We start from the raw sequence: 14,505 nt of genomic DNA, 5'->3' as shown, positions 1-14,505 counted from the left end.
ACAATGTTGATTCTATTGTAGCATAAACCAATCGCACACTGGCGAAGGAGGGCGCAACGAGAAAACGAGGAAACGAAGAAATAAGTATTATATAGCTTGAATTTGCCGGCATTACGGCGTTATAATGAAAAACACACTATATGAAAAATTCATAACAGAAAAGCTAATTTATTGCGCTTCCTAGTCACTTTATATATCATTCAACACACAACTCGGTCTAGTGAATTCATTCAGGTAAAAAGGCGCTGTTCAAACAGCGGAAGCAAGGAATTCTAACGGTTGCCACAATCGTTATTCAGCCGAAAATGAGCTCTTAGGAATTCTAACGGTTATCATCCACGTTATTCACGCCGAAATCGTTGTAGCATTACATAAATTGCTAGAACAGCGGCATATACAACCGTTAGATTCTCAAACAGTGATACATCCGGCGAAATAACAGCGATAGCAACCGTTAGATAGTGTTAACCGTCATACGGCAACTGATAGGTTCATCAACTGTCGGCATCAAGCGATAGGTAACGTCATCAACCGATAGTTACATCAACAGTCAGACGCAGTCGTAGGCATCGTCAATCACCAACTATCTGGCGGTGTAAGCGTTAGGCAGCAACAGTCGATAGGTTACCACACCTGTCAGCATCAATAGTAACATCACCTGTTAACGTCACCTGTGAGCAACAACTATCAGCATTATTCGTAACATCATCTGTCAGCGGCAATCGTAGGCTGGAGTCAACCGTTTGGCCGCATGCGAAATAATTAATAGTATTAACTAAAGGCCTGTGGCTAGAAATGTCGATGAAGGTGATGTTCTCACTCATATTGGAAGAGGTTCTAGAAGATAGGCGAGGGAGAACCAATCGTGTTCCTGTTTCTTGGCAGAGATGACTTGCACACCTGAATGAAAACCTATTTCGGTAAGAATACCGGAACGCTCATAGGCGGTGTCCCCGTCCGTTTAGCCAACTGGGTGAACAGTGTATATGCGAGACTTGCCACAGCATTTGTTTCTGATCTAACAATGCCTTAATGCGCAAACAAACCTGAGGTCGAAAGAACCCCAGGTTTGTCGTCTTATAAATCCAATTTTTCGATTTCGGATTTTAGCTTATTCGCGGAATGCTGGAATTTCTCCAGCTCCTCTCCGCTGAGCTTCAAGTCAAGCACTTCACGCACCCCTGTACGGTCAACGATGCTTGGCACCCCAAGATATACGTCGGACACCCCGTTATAGTTGCTTAACAGGGTAGAGACATTGAGCACGGAGCCTTCGTCCTGAAGAATGGAAGTAACGATCCGATCCAGTGCGAGCGCGATAGCATAGAAGGTAGCACCTTTGGCATTGATGATTTCATAGGCCGCATTTTTGGTGCTGTTAAAAATGTTGGTGCGTTCTTCCTCGGTGAATTCCAGATCAATGCCTGCAACGTTGGCCAGGCTCCAGAGCGGAACCTCCGTGTCGCCGTGTTCGCCGATAATGTGCGCATGAATGCTGCGCGGGTTGATTTTCTTGTTCTGGCCGATCAAATAACGGAAGCGTGCGCTGTCCAGAAGCGTTCCAGAACCGATTACGCGGTTGGATGGGAAGCCGCTTTTCTTGAGGGATACGTATGACAGAATGTCCACAGGATTGGTTGCAACGAGAATGATCCCGTGGTTATTGTATTTTACGATATTCTTGATAATGCTGTCGAAAATTCCCGCATTGCGCTTAAGCAGGTCAATCCGCGTCTCGCCAGGCGCTTGGGAGGCTCCGGCCGCGATGATGATGATGTCAGCGTCTTTGCAATCGCTGTAATCGCCCGCCCACAGCTTGACGCCGCCGGTAAAAGGGAGGCCATGATTCATGTCCAGGGCTTCTCCAAGGGCTCTGTCTTTGTTGGCGTCGATAAGCACCAGCTCGGATACGCTTTCGCGAAGGAGCAATGTATAAGCCGTGGTCGCTCCTACAGCACCTGTTCCAATAATAACAACTCGGCTAGATCGCAATTGTGTTGTCAATTTTTCATCTCCTTCTAAACATATGACGAATATGTATTCACCTGATTTCATTGTACATGAATCATTTCAAATTAAAAGCATGTAGCTAAAGTTTTAATGGCTAAAATTTGAGCTTTACGCTGCGGACTTCAATATGGAATACGTCAGGCTTTTGCTATTTTTTGAGTTTTTTCACAGATTCTAAATGAGAACTTTGTAACCAGAGGGTAACCTTTCTGTAAGGACGTAACCCCTCTTTTTATATTATTCTAGTAATACACATGGAGAGAGGGAAATGGTGATAAGCATGATGATGTCGAATAACAACCAGATGGAAACTAGAAAAAAAATTCGCAAAAGGCCGCGCAAAAAATTCAGACAGCCTATTATTTTATTGGCATTAGTATTATCCTCTGTGGCTTTAATTATGTCCGCAATCGTAGGGATATCGCAAATTAATTTCAAATCTGTTAAAACGAACAGCGCTTCAGTTGTTATCCCTAAATTAGCCGGAGGCAACGAGAAAGCCCAGCTTCCAGACCAAATTCCCACGGAAGCCGAGCCTGATTCTGAATCCACGCAGCCCTCGAAGAATAACCATGAACCGCAGAACAGCAAAGATTCACCAGCCGGCACTAACGAGCCGTCCAACGCACCCAAAGCTGCCCAACCTAAAGTGGCTTACCTGACCTTTGATGACGGTCCAAGCAAGTATACTGACGATATTGTAGCCATACTGAACGAACATGGTATTCATGCTACTTTTTTTGTCATAGGAAACCAGATTAAAGGTTATGAGGGTTCCATTAAAGCCGCATCTGAACAGGGCAATTACATCGGTTTACATAGCATGACCCATAATAAAAAGATATTGTACAACAGCGGCAGCTCTGCTAATTTCCTGAAGGAATTTAAGAAGGTACAGGGCATGGTTGAGGATATAACTGGAACAGCTCCTTGGCTCATTCGCGCGCCCTACGGCAGCAAACCGCAGATTGGCAAGGAGTTCCGCAACGATATCGTGAAAGCAGGCTTTAAAATGTGGGATTGGACGATAGACTCCAAGGATTGGAAATACACGGGGAAGCCGGATAAAATCATGCAAGAAGTCAAACGCCAGGTGCATCGGGACGTAGAGGTTATTTTGATGCATGAGAAAGAGCAGACGGTCGAAACCTTGCCGCAAATCATTCAATATTTAACGGATAAGGGTTATGCTTTTGCCGTTTATAAGCCGGAGCAGCATTTCTCCGTCAATTTTGCCGGGGATTCCCGCTTGTAATTTCCTTACTGGAAGCTATTAATCTATGATTTCTATCTTATGATATAATATGAAATGCAGCTTGAACCTGGTAAGCGAGGTGCTGATAGTTGAGTTTATGGTATAAATTAACCGGAGCGCTGCTGATTTCTTGCCTGCTTCTGACAGCATGTTCCTCCCAGCAAGGCGAGACAGTAAGTCCGGTTCAGGATGAACCCGTTGAGGAAGGGCAAGTCATTACGATTGAGAATCCACAGGTACTAACGGAGCAGACAGCCGCCAATACAGAAGACGGGAAGCAGTATCAAATTCAGACGAGGCTGACTGACTTCCATCTGCTTAGCGAGAATGCGGGCATTGCCTGGGGGGCGACTCGCAGTGAGCTGCGCCTGTATCTTACGCAGAATAGCGGCAAAACCTGGACAAGCATATCACCGGCCGCTTCCGTGCAATTTCCGTATCATCCTAAATACAATCGTGATATTTTCTTTTACAACGAAACATATGGCTGGATTGTTCGCAATCCTGTCGGTTCAAGCGATGCGATTGTGCTGCGCACCCGTGACGGCGGAGCTACCTGGAAAATCGCTGCTCTTCCGGGATCGGAGCAGGTTGCTGCGATTTATTTCACGGACGATTCTCATGGCTGGATATTAGCGGCGAAATCTTACCCGGAAAAGGAAGAAAAGACGCTGTACCAAACGGAAGACGGGGGAGCGACATGGTCCAAAATCATGGGCAGCCTCTCTTCTTCGGATGCCGCTCTCGAACATCTGCTTCCGAGCTCCGGAAGCGAGCTTTCCATGGTGTTCCGTGACCGGATGCATGGCTATGTTAGTATGATCAGCTCAGGCATTCCCAAGCTGTACACGACGGATAATGGCGGTATCAGCTGGTCTGAGGTCAAGGACTTCTTCTCTACAGCTAAATACAAATCCTGTGAGAAATTTGTGGCAGGGGAGCTGCAATTCTTTTCTACAGAACCATTCCTTTCTTCAGAGCCATTTTTCTCTTCAGAACCGTTAAACGGCTGGATACCGATCGGGTGTGTGAAAGAGAAGAGCACGAAATTCAACGGCTATTTCACGGCAGACAATGGGGATACGTGGAATTTGGCTCCATTTAATTCGTTTTGGCAGGACGGATTAAACGAGTCTTTAGCCCCTGCTTTTATAAGCAGCGAGGAAGGGTGGTTGTTGCGGGACTCCAAGGTGTATCACACTCTGGATCAGGGCAAGACCTGGACGCTGCTGCCGGAAAGCAAAGTATTGACGAAGATCCTGACGGATTATCCGGAGATTGTCAAAGTGAGATTCTCGACAGCTGAAGTCGGTTGGCTGCTCGTAGCGCAAAGCAATCAGAAACGGTCATTATTGCTTCAAACCCTCGACGGCGGCGTCAGCTGGCGTGTATTATAGCTTAATCAGCAGCCATTTATTCCTGTATCAGCGGGAATAAATGGCTTTATTTTTATGGATACAAAAGAAAAATAAAAGTTCATACAATTGTGAAAATAATCACATTGTCGGAGGGGAGGTGTGTGATATATTTAACTCAGGAAGAACAATGCTTAACAGATTAAACAATAGGAGAGATTAAGATGAAAACGGATCAAGATCAAGTAACCCGCAACCTGCTGCAATTTTGTTACCATTGTGAGGATGCGCATTTGTGTACGACAGAAGAAGCCTGCAAAGCCTGCTGGGCCGAAAATGGATGGTATGAGCCGGAAGCAGAAGCGGCCGGCGCGGAAGAAACTCGTCAATTGCTGCAATTCTATTATGCATAGTATTCACTCTATAGTAAGGGCACGATCAGCATAACCTTCGGTTCAAGGCTCAGGAACCGGAGGTTTGTTGTTTTAGACCCAGGAATTTATCACGGGGCCTATGACAAGTTTCACTGCCCAAGGCATATACATAGAAGAGAAGAACAGGGACGACCAAAGAACCATTAACATTGTTCTACTACCGGCATTAATGCGAGGAGGGAGAAGGATGCAATCTTGGGTGGAAATGTTCGGCGTCATGAACACTGCGCTTCCTATTTTCTTCATTATCATCCTAGGGATCATTCTCATTTCTGTTGGCCGGGGAATACTAAGGTACGCGATCAACTCCAAGCAGCCGCTGCTCATTGTCTCAACAATTATCGTGGGCAAACGTACGGAGGTTTCTCATCGCCATAACACGGATACGGCAGTAAGCCAGATGGACAGCAAGTACTTCATCACTTTTGAGGTAGAAAGTGGAGACCGGCTGGAATTTCCGGTAAGTGGACTGGAGTATGGACAATGTGCGGAAGGGGATCAAGGGAAGCTGTCTTTTCAAGGAAATCGCTACCTGGGATTTGAACGTTTAGGCAGATCGTCCCGGAATATGGATGATGGGTATCGTGACTTGAGGAGAAATTATTGAATTGTTCCAAGCAGGCTGCCGCTATGGTGCCTTACAAATAACAGCAAGAGAGCTGTCCAGGCCGGGCAGCTCTCTTGCTGTTTGATTGTCATGAATAAGATAGCGCTTTAACGTTGGCCGTGTTGGCCAGAATATCCTGGGCGACCTTGCGCCCGCTTGAGAAGGCGCGTTCAGCCAGCTCTCCCTTGCCTTCGCAGCCATCCCCGCAGAAATAGAAGGGAACCTGATCCAGCCTATTGGGCAGCAGCTTATTTGAATGGATGTTCTTGACGCTGGCGACCATGGCCTTCTTCGATACACGCTTAACCGCCGTATTGTCGCGCCAGCCCGGGTAGTAAGTATCAAAGAGCGCTTCCATCTGCATGGTCTTGCTCTCCAGATATTGCTTCTTCTGTTCTTCATCCGCAAAATCATCATTCAAGTAGGCGATGCCCTGCAGCAGTTGCCCGCCTTCAGGAACAACGGTATGATCCGTCGCCGAGACGTCGCTGATGAACAGCTTGTTATTCATATCGCTGATATAGTGGAAGGGACGATTGATGATCTTGGAGAATCCGACGTCGTATACCAGCACTTCTGTTGATGTATTGTTTTTGTAAGGTTCAAGGGACTGGCCCCAAGGTGTCGATTCCAGTAATTTAGCGACTTGCTGTACTGGCATAGCGAAAATGACCTGATCAAAAACTAATGAATCGCGAGTTTTGGTGTTCAGTATGAATTTGTCATTTTCCATCGTAATCGATTCAACCGGCTCCTTAACGGCAATTTCCCAATCCTTGTTCTGGGAAATCTTATCCACCAGCTGATTCGTAATGGTTGACCAGCTGCCGAGGATGTAGTTTACCGGCTTGTGCGAGAGGAACAGGTTATGGTAGTATTCGGCGATTACTTCGCCGGATACGCGTCTCGCTTCTTCCGGGGTGATGAAGAAATTGGAGCTGACTAGATGCTCCCACAGCTCTTTGACGTCAGGAGAAGCGTTAGACTTATTCAAATATTCGCCTAACGTCGGATAATTTTTCAATTGATGAATATTAGTGATGACCGCAGCGACTTCTGCAACAAAACGAATTTTCTCCATCGTTGTAAGTACGCCAGTCTTCATAATATTTACGAAATCAAGCGGAGCGGGAGTGAGTTGTCCATGCTTGGCATATACAACATTCCGTTTGTCTACCTGCTTGCTGTTAAAACGGAGGTTCAGCTCGTTCTCCATATCCAGCAGCGTATGTCTGTCGATGCCGTAAACCGCATGTGCTCCATAATTCAGCGTGAAACCTGATTTCTCATAAGTAAAGGCTCTACCGCCCAACTGTGGGCTACGCTCGAACACTGTTCCCTGTATACCCGGACTGTCGGACAGATAAGCAGCGGCCGTTAACCCTGAAAGTCCACCGCCAACAATCGCGATTCTCATTAGTCGTACCTCCCATTCGTTTTGTGAAGCACAGCTTAAGCGCTTCTCGCAACATTCTGCTCCGACTCCATATGTTCGAAGCATGGATTCATTATTAGTATATGCTATTCATGTAAGCGCGTCCATAGAAATAGACACGATTTGTTCAAAAATGAAATCGCATTCATCGCAAACCTTCGCCATACCGGATTGACAATGCAACAAACAACAAAAAAATAGGCACAAATATGGGCGGATGCACATAGGATATATCGTTCATTAGAGATTGAAGGAGGAAAGCCACTTGGCTGTCATAAAAGCAAACTCCGAGGATGTCAGACTGCTGGCCCGTCTGATGCGTGCGGAAGCAGAAGGGGAAGGCGAACTAGGCATGTTGATGGTCGGCAACGTCGGCGTTAATCGGATACTCGGCAATTGCCTTGATTTCAGGGATATAAGAACCATGAACCAAATGGTATTTCAGTCGCCCGGAGGGTTCGAGGCCCCTCAAAAAGGCTACTTCTATCAAAGAGCCCGCGATTCCGACATCCGCCTGGCCAGAAGGGTGGTTAACGGTGAGCGCACATGGCCAGCGAGCAATGCTTTATGGTTCTTCAGACCGGAAGGCGAATGCCCTGGTACCTGGTACAACCAGCAAAACACAGGGCGATTTAAGGCTCATTGCTTCTTCTCCCCAACCTTTGAGAATTGTCCTTCTGTATTTTAACGGGAGCTGTCTCCCTTCACAAACAATAAATTAAGGAGGTATAATTCCATGTTCAATCCAAATTACCGGCCGGTCACCTATAAGATCGGCAACAGCCCGTCAGGAGCTTTCGCCGGGGGTAGCACTTATTCTCCACAACAGCAACTGCCAATGCAGATGCAAGGGGGAGGGGGAATGCAGCTGCCGTATCCGCCGCAGGTGCCAAGCGGCAGTCCGATGACGCCGACGGGTACGGTCGTACCAACGGCAACTCCACAATTTGAGCAATCCTATATCGAGAACATTTTTCGCTTGAACCTGGGCAAGGTGGGCACATTTTACATGACTTATGAGAACAACTCCGAATGGAACGCGAAAATATTCAAAGGCGTCCTCGAAGCGGCTGGCCGCGACCATATCATTATCAGCGACCCAGCAACGGGAGTACGTACAGTTCTGCTCATGGTGAATCTGGACTACGCTACTTTTGCTGAACCGCTGTATTATCAATATCCGGGAACGATCGGAAATCCGCAGACGTCAAGATAGCGGGCTTTCATATCCGATCGCCAGCGATACGCAAAACAAGGCTGCCCGATCGGGCAGCCTTGTTTCATTCTGTTGATCTATTTGTGTTCATTCATATGGGAATTGGCATCAAATCGATAGGAAAAGCCAGCAAAAGCTAGGTATCGATGTACCAACCGCAACTTTAGGTGGAAAACAAAATAAATTAGCCCTTTACTCTTGTCTGTTGTCATACCATGCCGTTTGACTGTGTAGTGTATAATAATATAATTAGATGTAAAAGGTCATGAACCTGTTCACAGTCAAATTAATTCAAACCGCGAAGGAGGTGCACCTGTTCTCCGCTTTTTGTACAGCGGGAATAGGAATCGTATTGACTGACCCTTTACCGAGTATTTACCACGTGGGACTTATGATTATATTAGTTCTGCTTAACGGATTTTTCGTCTCGGCTGAATTTGCGATTGTGAAAGTTCGCGCAGGCCGAATCGATGCCTTGATTGAGGAGGGGAAGAAGAGCGCCATCACGGCAAAAGGACTCATGAGCCGTCTGGACGGTTATTTGTCCGCATGCCAGCTGGGCATTACGCTTAGCTCTCTTGGTCTAGGATGGCTTGGTGAGCCGGTTGTGGCGCGTCTGCTGAATCCGATTTTTCAGTTCGCGGGGATAGGGAGCAAGGCCGCATACACCATTTCGCTGGCGACGGCATTTTTGCTTATCGCCGTGCTGCATATCGTTCTTGGGGAGCTGGCGCCGAAGACGGTGGCCGTCCGCAATGCGGAGAAGGTTACCCTGCTGTCGGCACGCCCCATGCAAGTGTTCTACCGACTGATGTTTCCGATGATTTGGGTGCTGAACGGCTTGTCATCCGGCCTGCTGAAAATATTCGGCATCGAGCCGCTTAAGGAGCAGCATGATTCAGCGCATACTGAGGAAGAAATCAGGGTGATGATGAAGGAGAGCAGCGAGAGCGGTCTGATCGATAGTACCGAGATGTCCCTCGTGGATAACATTTTTGAATTTGCGGATACAACGGCAAGAGAAATCATGATACCTCGTACCGAAATGATCTGTCTGTATACCCAGAACACCTTGCATGAAAATTTGGAAATCGCTTTAGAGGGAACACGTACACGTTATCCGGTATGTGCCAACGACAAGGATCACGTGATCGGCTTTATTCATATAAAAGATTTGATACGTTCGAACTCGGCGAATTATTTAGACCTGCTTCGTCCAATAATGGCTGTGCCCGAATCCACCCACATCAGCGACTTGATGAAGCGCATGCAGCGGAACAAGACGCAAATTGCGATATTGATTGACGAATACGGCGGTACGTCCGGACTTGTCACGCTGGAGGATATCGTCGAGGAAATCGTCGGTGAAATCCAGGATGAATTTGACGAGGAACGTCCCGGGATTGAGCAAATTGGCGAGGATACCTATTCTATCGACGGGCTTATGCTGATTGAAGCGGTAAACGACCGATTCGGCCTGGAGCTGGATTCGGATGATTACGATACGATCGGCGGCTGGTTATATTCGAGAATCCAGGTGCTGCCGCCACAGGTCGGGCAATCTGTCGAGAATGATGGCTATATTTACGTAGTAGAACAAACCGACAACAAGAGAATATCGCGCGTGAAGCTCGTGAAGCAGGAGTTGATTCCGCTAGAGGGAACCGGCGCGTAACATAGATAACAACGGAGAAGAAGGGTGCCCGAAAGGGCACCCTTTCTTATATATCTAGGCCATTTGCGATTTTCAGAAGATCTTCTTTATCCAAACCGCCTGCAGCCATGAAGTAGATATCGCCGATCATGAAGGTAATTTGTTGCGTTTTCCCCGGAGTAAAATAAGCGATGGTGCCATTGTTCAAGGTCACCGTCTCGATGTTCTCTTCATAGGGCATGCGGATGATCTCGTCCTCCTTCAGCGTCTTGAACATCATGGTCAATTGCTGGTTGTGCCGCGTTTCGAACAGCAAATATACGCCTTCGATCTGTCCGCTCCCCGCGGGTCCAAGGGCAGAGCCCTTTGCGGTAATTGGTTCTGCCGAATTAAATATATATCCTCTAGGCATATAGGTGATCTTAGGAAGCGAAAAAGGGAGGCTCTCCCTTAAATCGTTCAGCTGCGTCTTCATGGACAACGGAAATACTTTCGGACATGGCGGCTGGCTGACGTCTGCTTCGTCATAGGAAGCATTCAGCGCATATGTTACGCCGCTTTGGTCCGGATGCCGCCCTTTGCCAAAAATGATCTGGCTCATGCCGTTGCCCCAGCTCCTCAATTCCTGATAAATAGGGGAGACTGCTTCCGTCACGATTGGCGGCGTGAACAGAATTGCGCTAAACAGCATAAATGCGGCAACCAAAGCAATGACCTCGTAACGGCGCAGCCATTTCCAGCGTTTGCGGCGTCTAACCTGCTTCATGAGCTTTGGCTGTAATGCATTCCAGGATTGTTGCTTATAAGCGTTGGTATAGGGAGGAAGCTGCTTGGTTGCCTCGTCAAAGGCTTCATCAAACAGTATGTTAAACTCCGCGGGATATACGGCTTCGCGGGGACTGCTTCGTTTCAATATGGTCACCCCACTCTTTATACAGCATTTTTTTGATTCCTTCTCGCGTACGGTGCAATCGCTGTCTAACAACATCTTCGCTAATATGGAGCCTTTCGGCGATTTCTTTATAGCTCAGCCCCAGTTTCCAACGGTATTCCATCAGTAAGCGGTATTCCGGCTTAAGTTTATGTAAGTAATCGATGATGGCTTCTTCCATTAGTTTCGTTTCCACGATTTGCTCAACGGAGCCGGTGGGGTTGATGAATGGATCTATTTCTATATAAACACTATCCGCATCCAAATGGTTACGGTACTTTTTGCTTTTTCTTAAAAAATTGATGGCCGTATTCCGCGTAACGACTTTCAGCCAGGATTTCATCCCGACTTCACTGTCGAAGGCAGGCTTGCTCGCAACGACTTTAAGGAAAGCTTCCTGTATAATATCTTCGCTGGTTTGATGATCTTTGATCATATAATAAACTGATCCATAGACAAGATCGTAGAAAGCATAATAAATTTCTTCCTGAACGCTCTCGGCTAAGTCGTAAAAATCAGCGACGAGCAACCATTTCAGGCGTTCCGACATGATTTTCTCCTCTCCGGTTCCCCTAACGGTTTTTCATATTCATCTATAAGCATTCTACATGATTTCTGGCGGAAGAGGAATCTTTTCCCTCTACATGAAAACTTACACTGAATTGTGAATCTTTCAGTTGTTCATCAGCAGGGTGGTGACGCGCCTGTTACTTTAATCTACAATAGAGTAGTTGGATGTCATACATATTAAATAGGTGCATCGGGAGAGGAGCTTAGCATTAAACATGAAACGCTTAATTTGGATGGGTTGTTGGGCGTATTTGCTAATCGGTCTAGCGCACGTCGTCGTCGGGTCGATTATGCCTAACCTGCTTGAGCATTACGGCAAGGAGTACACGGCCGGCGGAAGCCTGATTTTTGCGCAGTTTGCCGGTTTTCTGGTAGGGGTGCTTGTTTCACCGCTGCTTATATCCAATTTTGGTAAAAGAACAGGGCTGATCATCGCGACAGGGATGCTTTGCATCGCCGAAGTTTGCTACACGATGCTGCTTCCGTGGGAATGGATGTATGTGGTCGGGACGGTTGCCGGATTCGGATTTGGCATGATCGAAGCCGTTATCGGCACGCTGATTATCGTAGCGGTAAAAGAAGGCACGGCCGTTGCGATGAGTAAGCTCGAGGTATTTTTCGGGGTCGGAGCCTTGGTCATGCCGCTGATCGCTGGCTGGCTGATCCGGACGGAAATGTGGCGTTTTTCCTTCCTTTTTATCGCTTTGTCGGCTTTGCTGATGCTGCTGGCCTGGACGAAGAGTGACTTTGGAGAATTAAACGATTTGCTGAATGCGAAGGAAGCCAAACGGGAGAAGAAGGGGGCACTGTTAGCACAGTACCAGGGAGTACGGGGGCTGCTGCTTGCCGTCTTTACGATCTTCTTCTTCCTTTACGTCGGTACGGAAATGAGCTTTGTTAACTTTCTGCCATCCTTGCTAATAGAGAAGCTGGGGACCGACAAATCGACTGCTGCCCTCAGTGTTACCTTGTTCTGGATGGCCATGACGGTAGGCCGCGTATTCTGCGGGGTCATTGCAGAGCGCATTTCCTACGGCCGTTATGTGCTGTGGAGCTGTGCTGCTAGCCTGGTGCTCATATCGCTGTTTGCCATTACTGGGCAGTTATCAGTAATGTTCGTTCTTATTTTGCTGTTCGGACTGTTCATGTCGGGGCTGTTCTCGATCGCCCTTGTATTCGCCAGCAAGCTGCTGCCTGGGGCCGAGGAGTCTACGCCTAGCATCCTTATCGCTGCAGGGGGGACAGGAGGGGCGGCTCTGCCGCTCGCTATGGGCAAAAGCATGGACGTCGTCGGAGCGGATACATCCGCCTGGCTGCTGTCCGCGTTCGTCGCCCTGCTCTTGATTCTTAGCATTTCGGCTATCTTTATCGAACGATTTCGTGCAAAACGTATTGCCGAAGCCTGAGACATTTGTCATAATCAATGCAGGATGCTGCAGAGGAGGTAACCAATCGTGAGCTGGATGTATGTTGTTATTATCGCTCTGGTCATAATCGCAGGAATAGGGACGCTATGGGTGGGGGCATCTAAACAGAACCGGACAGGCAACCCCAATTATGATAAGCGGACGACGAAAAATATCGTAGGGCTTACGGTGATGTACGCCGCTTCCGTTATTGTCATTTCCGTATTGGTTGCAATGATTCTCGATTGATAAGCGAATCAGTGCCCAAGAAGCGAAGAGCCAAGCAAGCGCAAAGATGCGCCGGCTTGGCTCTTTTTCCCTTCAAATGGCGAAAGATTAGATCGCCCAATTGCCTTTGGCGAAAATTTGCTCCTGTTCGCCGTCTGCTGAAATGCCGTAAATGTCCATTTCCCCGGAGCCGATCATGAAGTCTACATGAACCAGGCTTTGGTTCAGGCCAGCTTCCTGCAGCTGCTCCTGCGACATGGTCGTGCCGCCGTTCAGCGTAAAGGCATACCCTGCGCCGATGGCCAAATGGTTAGAGGCATTCTCGTCGAACAAGGTATTGTAGAACAGGAGGCCGGATTGGGAAATTGGCGACCCGTGCGGTACCAAAGCTACCTCACCGAGGTAGCTTGCGCCCTCATCCATCTCTACAAGCTGCTTCAGGGTCGCTTCACCTTGCTCGGCCTTATAGCCGACGATTTTGCCATTCTCGAAGGTTAAGGAGAACTTATCGATGATATTGCCGCTGTAGCTCAGCGGTTTCGTGCTGGATACCGTGCCGTTGACACCGGTTTTCAGCGGGGCGGTGAAGACTTCCTCGGTAGGCAAATTCGCCAAGAAGCTGACGCCTTTATCGTTATCGCTCTCTGCAGCTACCCATAAGTGGTCAGCCGGAAGCTCGATCGTCAAATCCGTTCCTGGAGCGACATAATGCAGCTTCTGGAACTTCTTGCGATTAAGGTAATCCGCTTTCTGGCTCAAGTTCGCGATATGCTCCTTCCAAGCTGCGACCGGATCAGGCTGGTCTACGCGTACGGTGCGGAAGATCGCTTCCCATAGCGCAGGGACCTGCTGGTCTTCCGGCAGATTCGGAAATACTTTGGCAGCCCATGCTTTGGAAGGGACAGCAACGATTGACCAGGTGAAGAAGTTAGCCATTTGGAGCTGGCGATATTTAGTCATTGCTTTGGAATAGGTTTTCTGGTGATTGGTCAGACGCTCCGTTGGTACTCCGTTCAACAAATCCGGATCCGAGGAAATGACATGCAGCACGGCTGCATTGTTCTCTACGTATTCCAGCATTTCTCCGGCATACCATTTTGGCTCGTCGAGGAAAGAATCGTCCGCAGCCATATCATAGCGCAGGCGGGTAACCGTATCGTCGCTCCAATTGACTTTCACAAAGCGGGCCCCTTCGTTGTAAGCCTCCTTCACGATCAGACGGACCAATTCAGCGGAATCAATCGTCGCATTAATGATCAGATTCTGCCCTTTCTGGATTTGAACACCAATCTTGACGGCTAGCTCCGCATATTTCTGCAATTTCAGATCGAAATCAGTCATATTTGTAACTCCTCCATAGTGACATAGATAATTCTAGCTACCTTATATTGTACTACGAAACGG

Annotated in this window: 14 protein-coding genes; 9 read left to right on the top strand and 5 right to left on the bottom strand. The window is 47.8% G+C overall.

The features are described 5' to 3' along the window. Positions 1 to 1,077: 1,077 nt before the first annotated feature. The gene (locus tag MKX50_RS13345) at positions 1,078 to 2,004 is read right to left on the bottom strand and encodes an L-lactate dehydrogenase (protein ID WP_213592264.1); all 927 of its coding nucleotides are present in this window, start codon (positions 2,002 to 2,004) and stop codon (positions 1,078 to 1,080) included. 274 nt (positions 2,005 to 2,278) lie between these two features. Here MKX50_RS13345 and MKX50_RS13340 point away from each other — a divergent pair, with 274 nt between their 5' ends. The 4 genes from MKX50_RS13340 to MKX50_RS13325 all read left to right on the top strand — a co-directional run bounded on the left by MKX50_RS13340 (position 2,279) and on the right by MKX50_RS13325 (position 5,661). Beyond that, positions 2,279 to 3,265: a polysaccharide deacetylase family protein gene (locus tag MKX50_RS13340; RefSeq protein WP_213592265.1), complete on the top strand. Its 987-nt coding sequence runs from the start codon at positions 2,279 to 2,281 to the stop codon at positions 3,263 to 3,265. Positions 3,266 to 3,354: 89 nt separating this feature from the next. Continuing rightward, positions 3,355 to 4,662: a YCF48-related protein gene (locus tag MKX50_RS13335; RefSeq protein WP_213592266.1), complete on the top strand. Its 1,308-nt coding sequence runs from the start codon at positions 3,355 to 3,357 to the stop codon at positions 4,660 to 4,662. A gap of 182 nt (positions 4,663 to 4,844) precedes the next feature. Then, a complete protein-coding gene (locus MKX50_RS13330) occupies positions 4,845 to 5,033 on the top strand; it encodes a hypothetical protein (protein ID WP_213592267.1) in 189 nt (62 codons plus the stop codon). A 208-nt stretch (positions 5,034 to 5,241) separates the two neighbouring features. Beyond that, a complete protein-coding gene (locus tag MKX50_RS13325; RefSeq protein WP_213592269.1) occupies positions 5,242 to 5,661 on the top strand; it encodes a DUF2500 domain-containing protein in 420 nt (139 codons plus the stop codon). Positions 5,662 to 5,749: 88 nt separating this feature from the next. Here the strand turns inward: MKX50_RS13325 and MKX50_RS13320 are convergent, their stop codons facing one another. After that, positions 5,750 to 7,078: an FAD-dependent oxidoreductase gene (locus MKX50_RS13320; protein ID WP_213592270.1), complete on the bottom strand. Its 1,329-nt coding sequence runs from the start codon at positions 7,076 to 7,078 to the stop codon at positions 5,750 to 5,752. 283 nt (positions 7,079 to 7,361) lie between these two features. Between MKX50_RS13320 and MKX50_RS13315 the strand changes: the two genes are divergently transcribed. From MKX50_RS13315 to MKX50_RS13305, 3 genes are all read left to right on the top strand, one after another. Then, the gene (locus MKX50_RS13315) at positions 7,362 to 7,784 is read left to right on the top strand and encodes a cell wall hydrolase (RefSeq protein ID WP_213592271.1); all 423 of its coding nucleotides are present in this window, start codon (positions 7,362 to 7,364) and stop codon (positions 7,782 to 7,784) included. Between the two features lie 48 nt (positions 7,785 to 7,832). Beyond that, a complete protein-coding gene (gene gerQ, locus MKX50_RS13310; protein WP_213592272.1) occupies positions 7,833 to 8,312 on the top strand; it encodes a spore coat protein GerQ in 480 nt (159 codons plus the stop codon). 391 nt (positions 8,313 to 8,703) lie between these two features. Further along, positions 8,704 to 9,987 carry a hemolysin family protein gene (locus tag MKX50_RS13305; protein WP_213592273.1) on the top strand — a complete coding sequence of 428 codons (1,284 nt, stop codon included), beginning with the start codon at positions 8,704 to 8,706 and terminating at the stop codon, positions 9,985 to 9,987. Between the two features lie 46 nt (positions 9,988 to 10,033). Here the strand turns inward: MKX50_RS13305 and MKX50_RS13300 are convergent, their stop codons facing one another. Continuing rightward, a complete protein-coding gene (locus MKX50_RS13300) occupies positions 10,034 to 10,879 on the bottom strand; it encodes a DUF4367 domain-containing protein (protein ID WP_339157189.1) in 846 nt (281 codons plus the stop codon). Then, positions 10,833 to 11,447 (bottom strand): sigma-70 family RNA polymerase sigma factor, encoded by a 615-nt coding sequence (locus tag MKX50_RS13295; RefSeq protein ID WP_213592275.1) that lies wholly within the window; start codon positions 11,445 to 11,447, stop codon positions 10,833 to 10,835. Before MKX50_RS13295 ends, MKX50_RS13300 begins: the two co-directional genes overlap by 47 nt. 235 nt (positions 11,448 to 11,682) lie before the next feature. Here MKX50_RS13295 and MKX50_RS13290 point away from each other — a divergent pair, with 235 nt between their 5' ends. After that, positions 11,683 to 12,873, top strand: a complete 1,191-nt coding sequence (locus MKX50_RS13290; protein ID WP_213592277.1) for an MFS transporter — start codon at positions 11,683 to 11,685, stop codon at positions 12,871 to 12,873. A 57-nt stretch (positions 12,874 to 12,930) separates the two neighbouring features. Then, positions 12,931 to 13,122, top strand: coding sequence for a hypothetical protein (locus MKX50_RS13285; RefSeq protein ID WP_244996576.1), 192 nt, complete (start codon positions 12,931 to 12,933; stop codon positions 13,120 to 13,122). 87 nt (positions 13,123 to 13,209) lie between these two features. Here the strand turns inward: MKX50_RS13285 and MKX50_RS13280 are convergent, their stop codons facing one another. Beyond that, positions 13,210 to 14,442 (bottom strand): aminopeptidase, encoded by a 1,233-nt coding sequence (locus tag MKX50_RS13280; RefSeq protein WP_213592281.1) that lies wholly within the window; start codon positions 14,440 to 14,442, stop codon positions 13,210 to 13,212. Between the last annotated feature and the right edge of the window lie 63 nt (positions 14,443 to 14,505).

The organism is Paenibacillus sp. FSL W8-0186 (assembly GCF_037969765.1).
Classification (GTDB): Bacteria; Bacillota; Bacilli; order Paenibacillales; family Paenibacillaceae; genus Fontibacillus; species Fontibacillus woosongensis.
The sequence above is the reverse complement of the archived record's forward strand: the minus strand, read 5'-3'. Positions and strand labels throughout refer to the sequence as shown.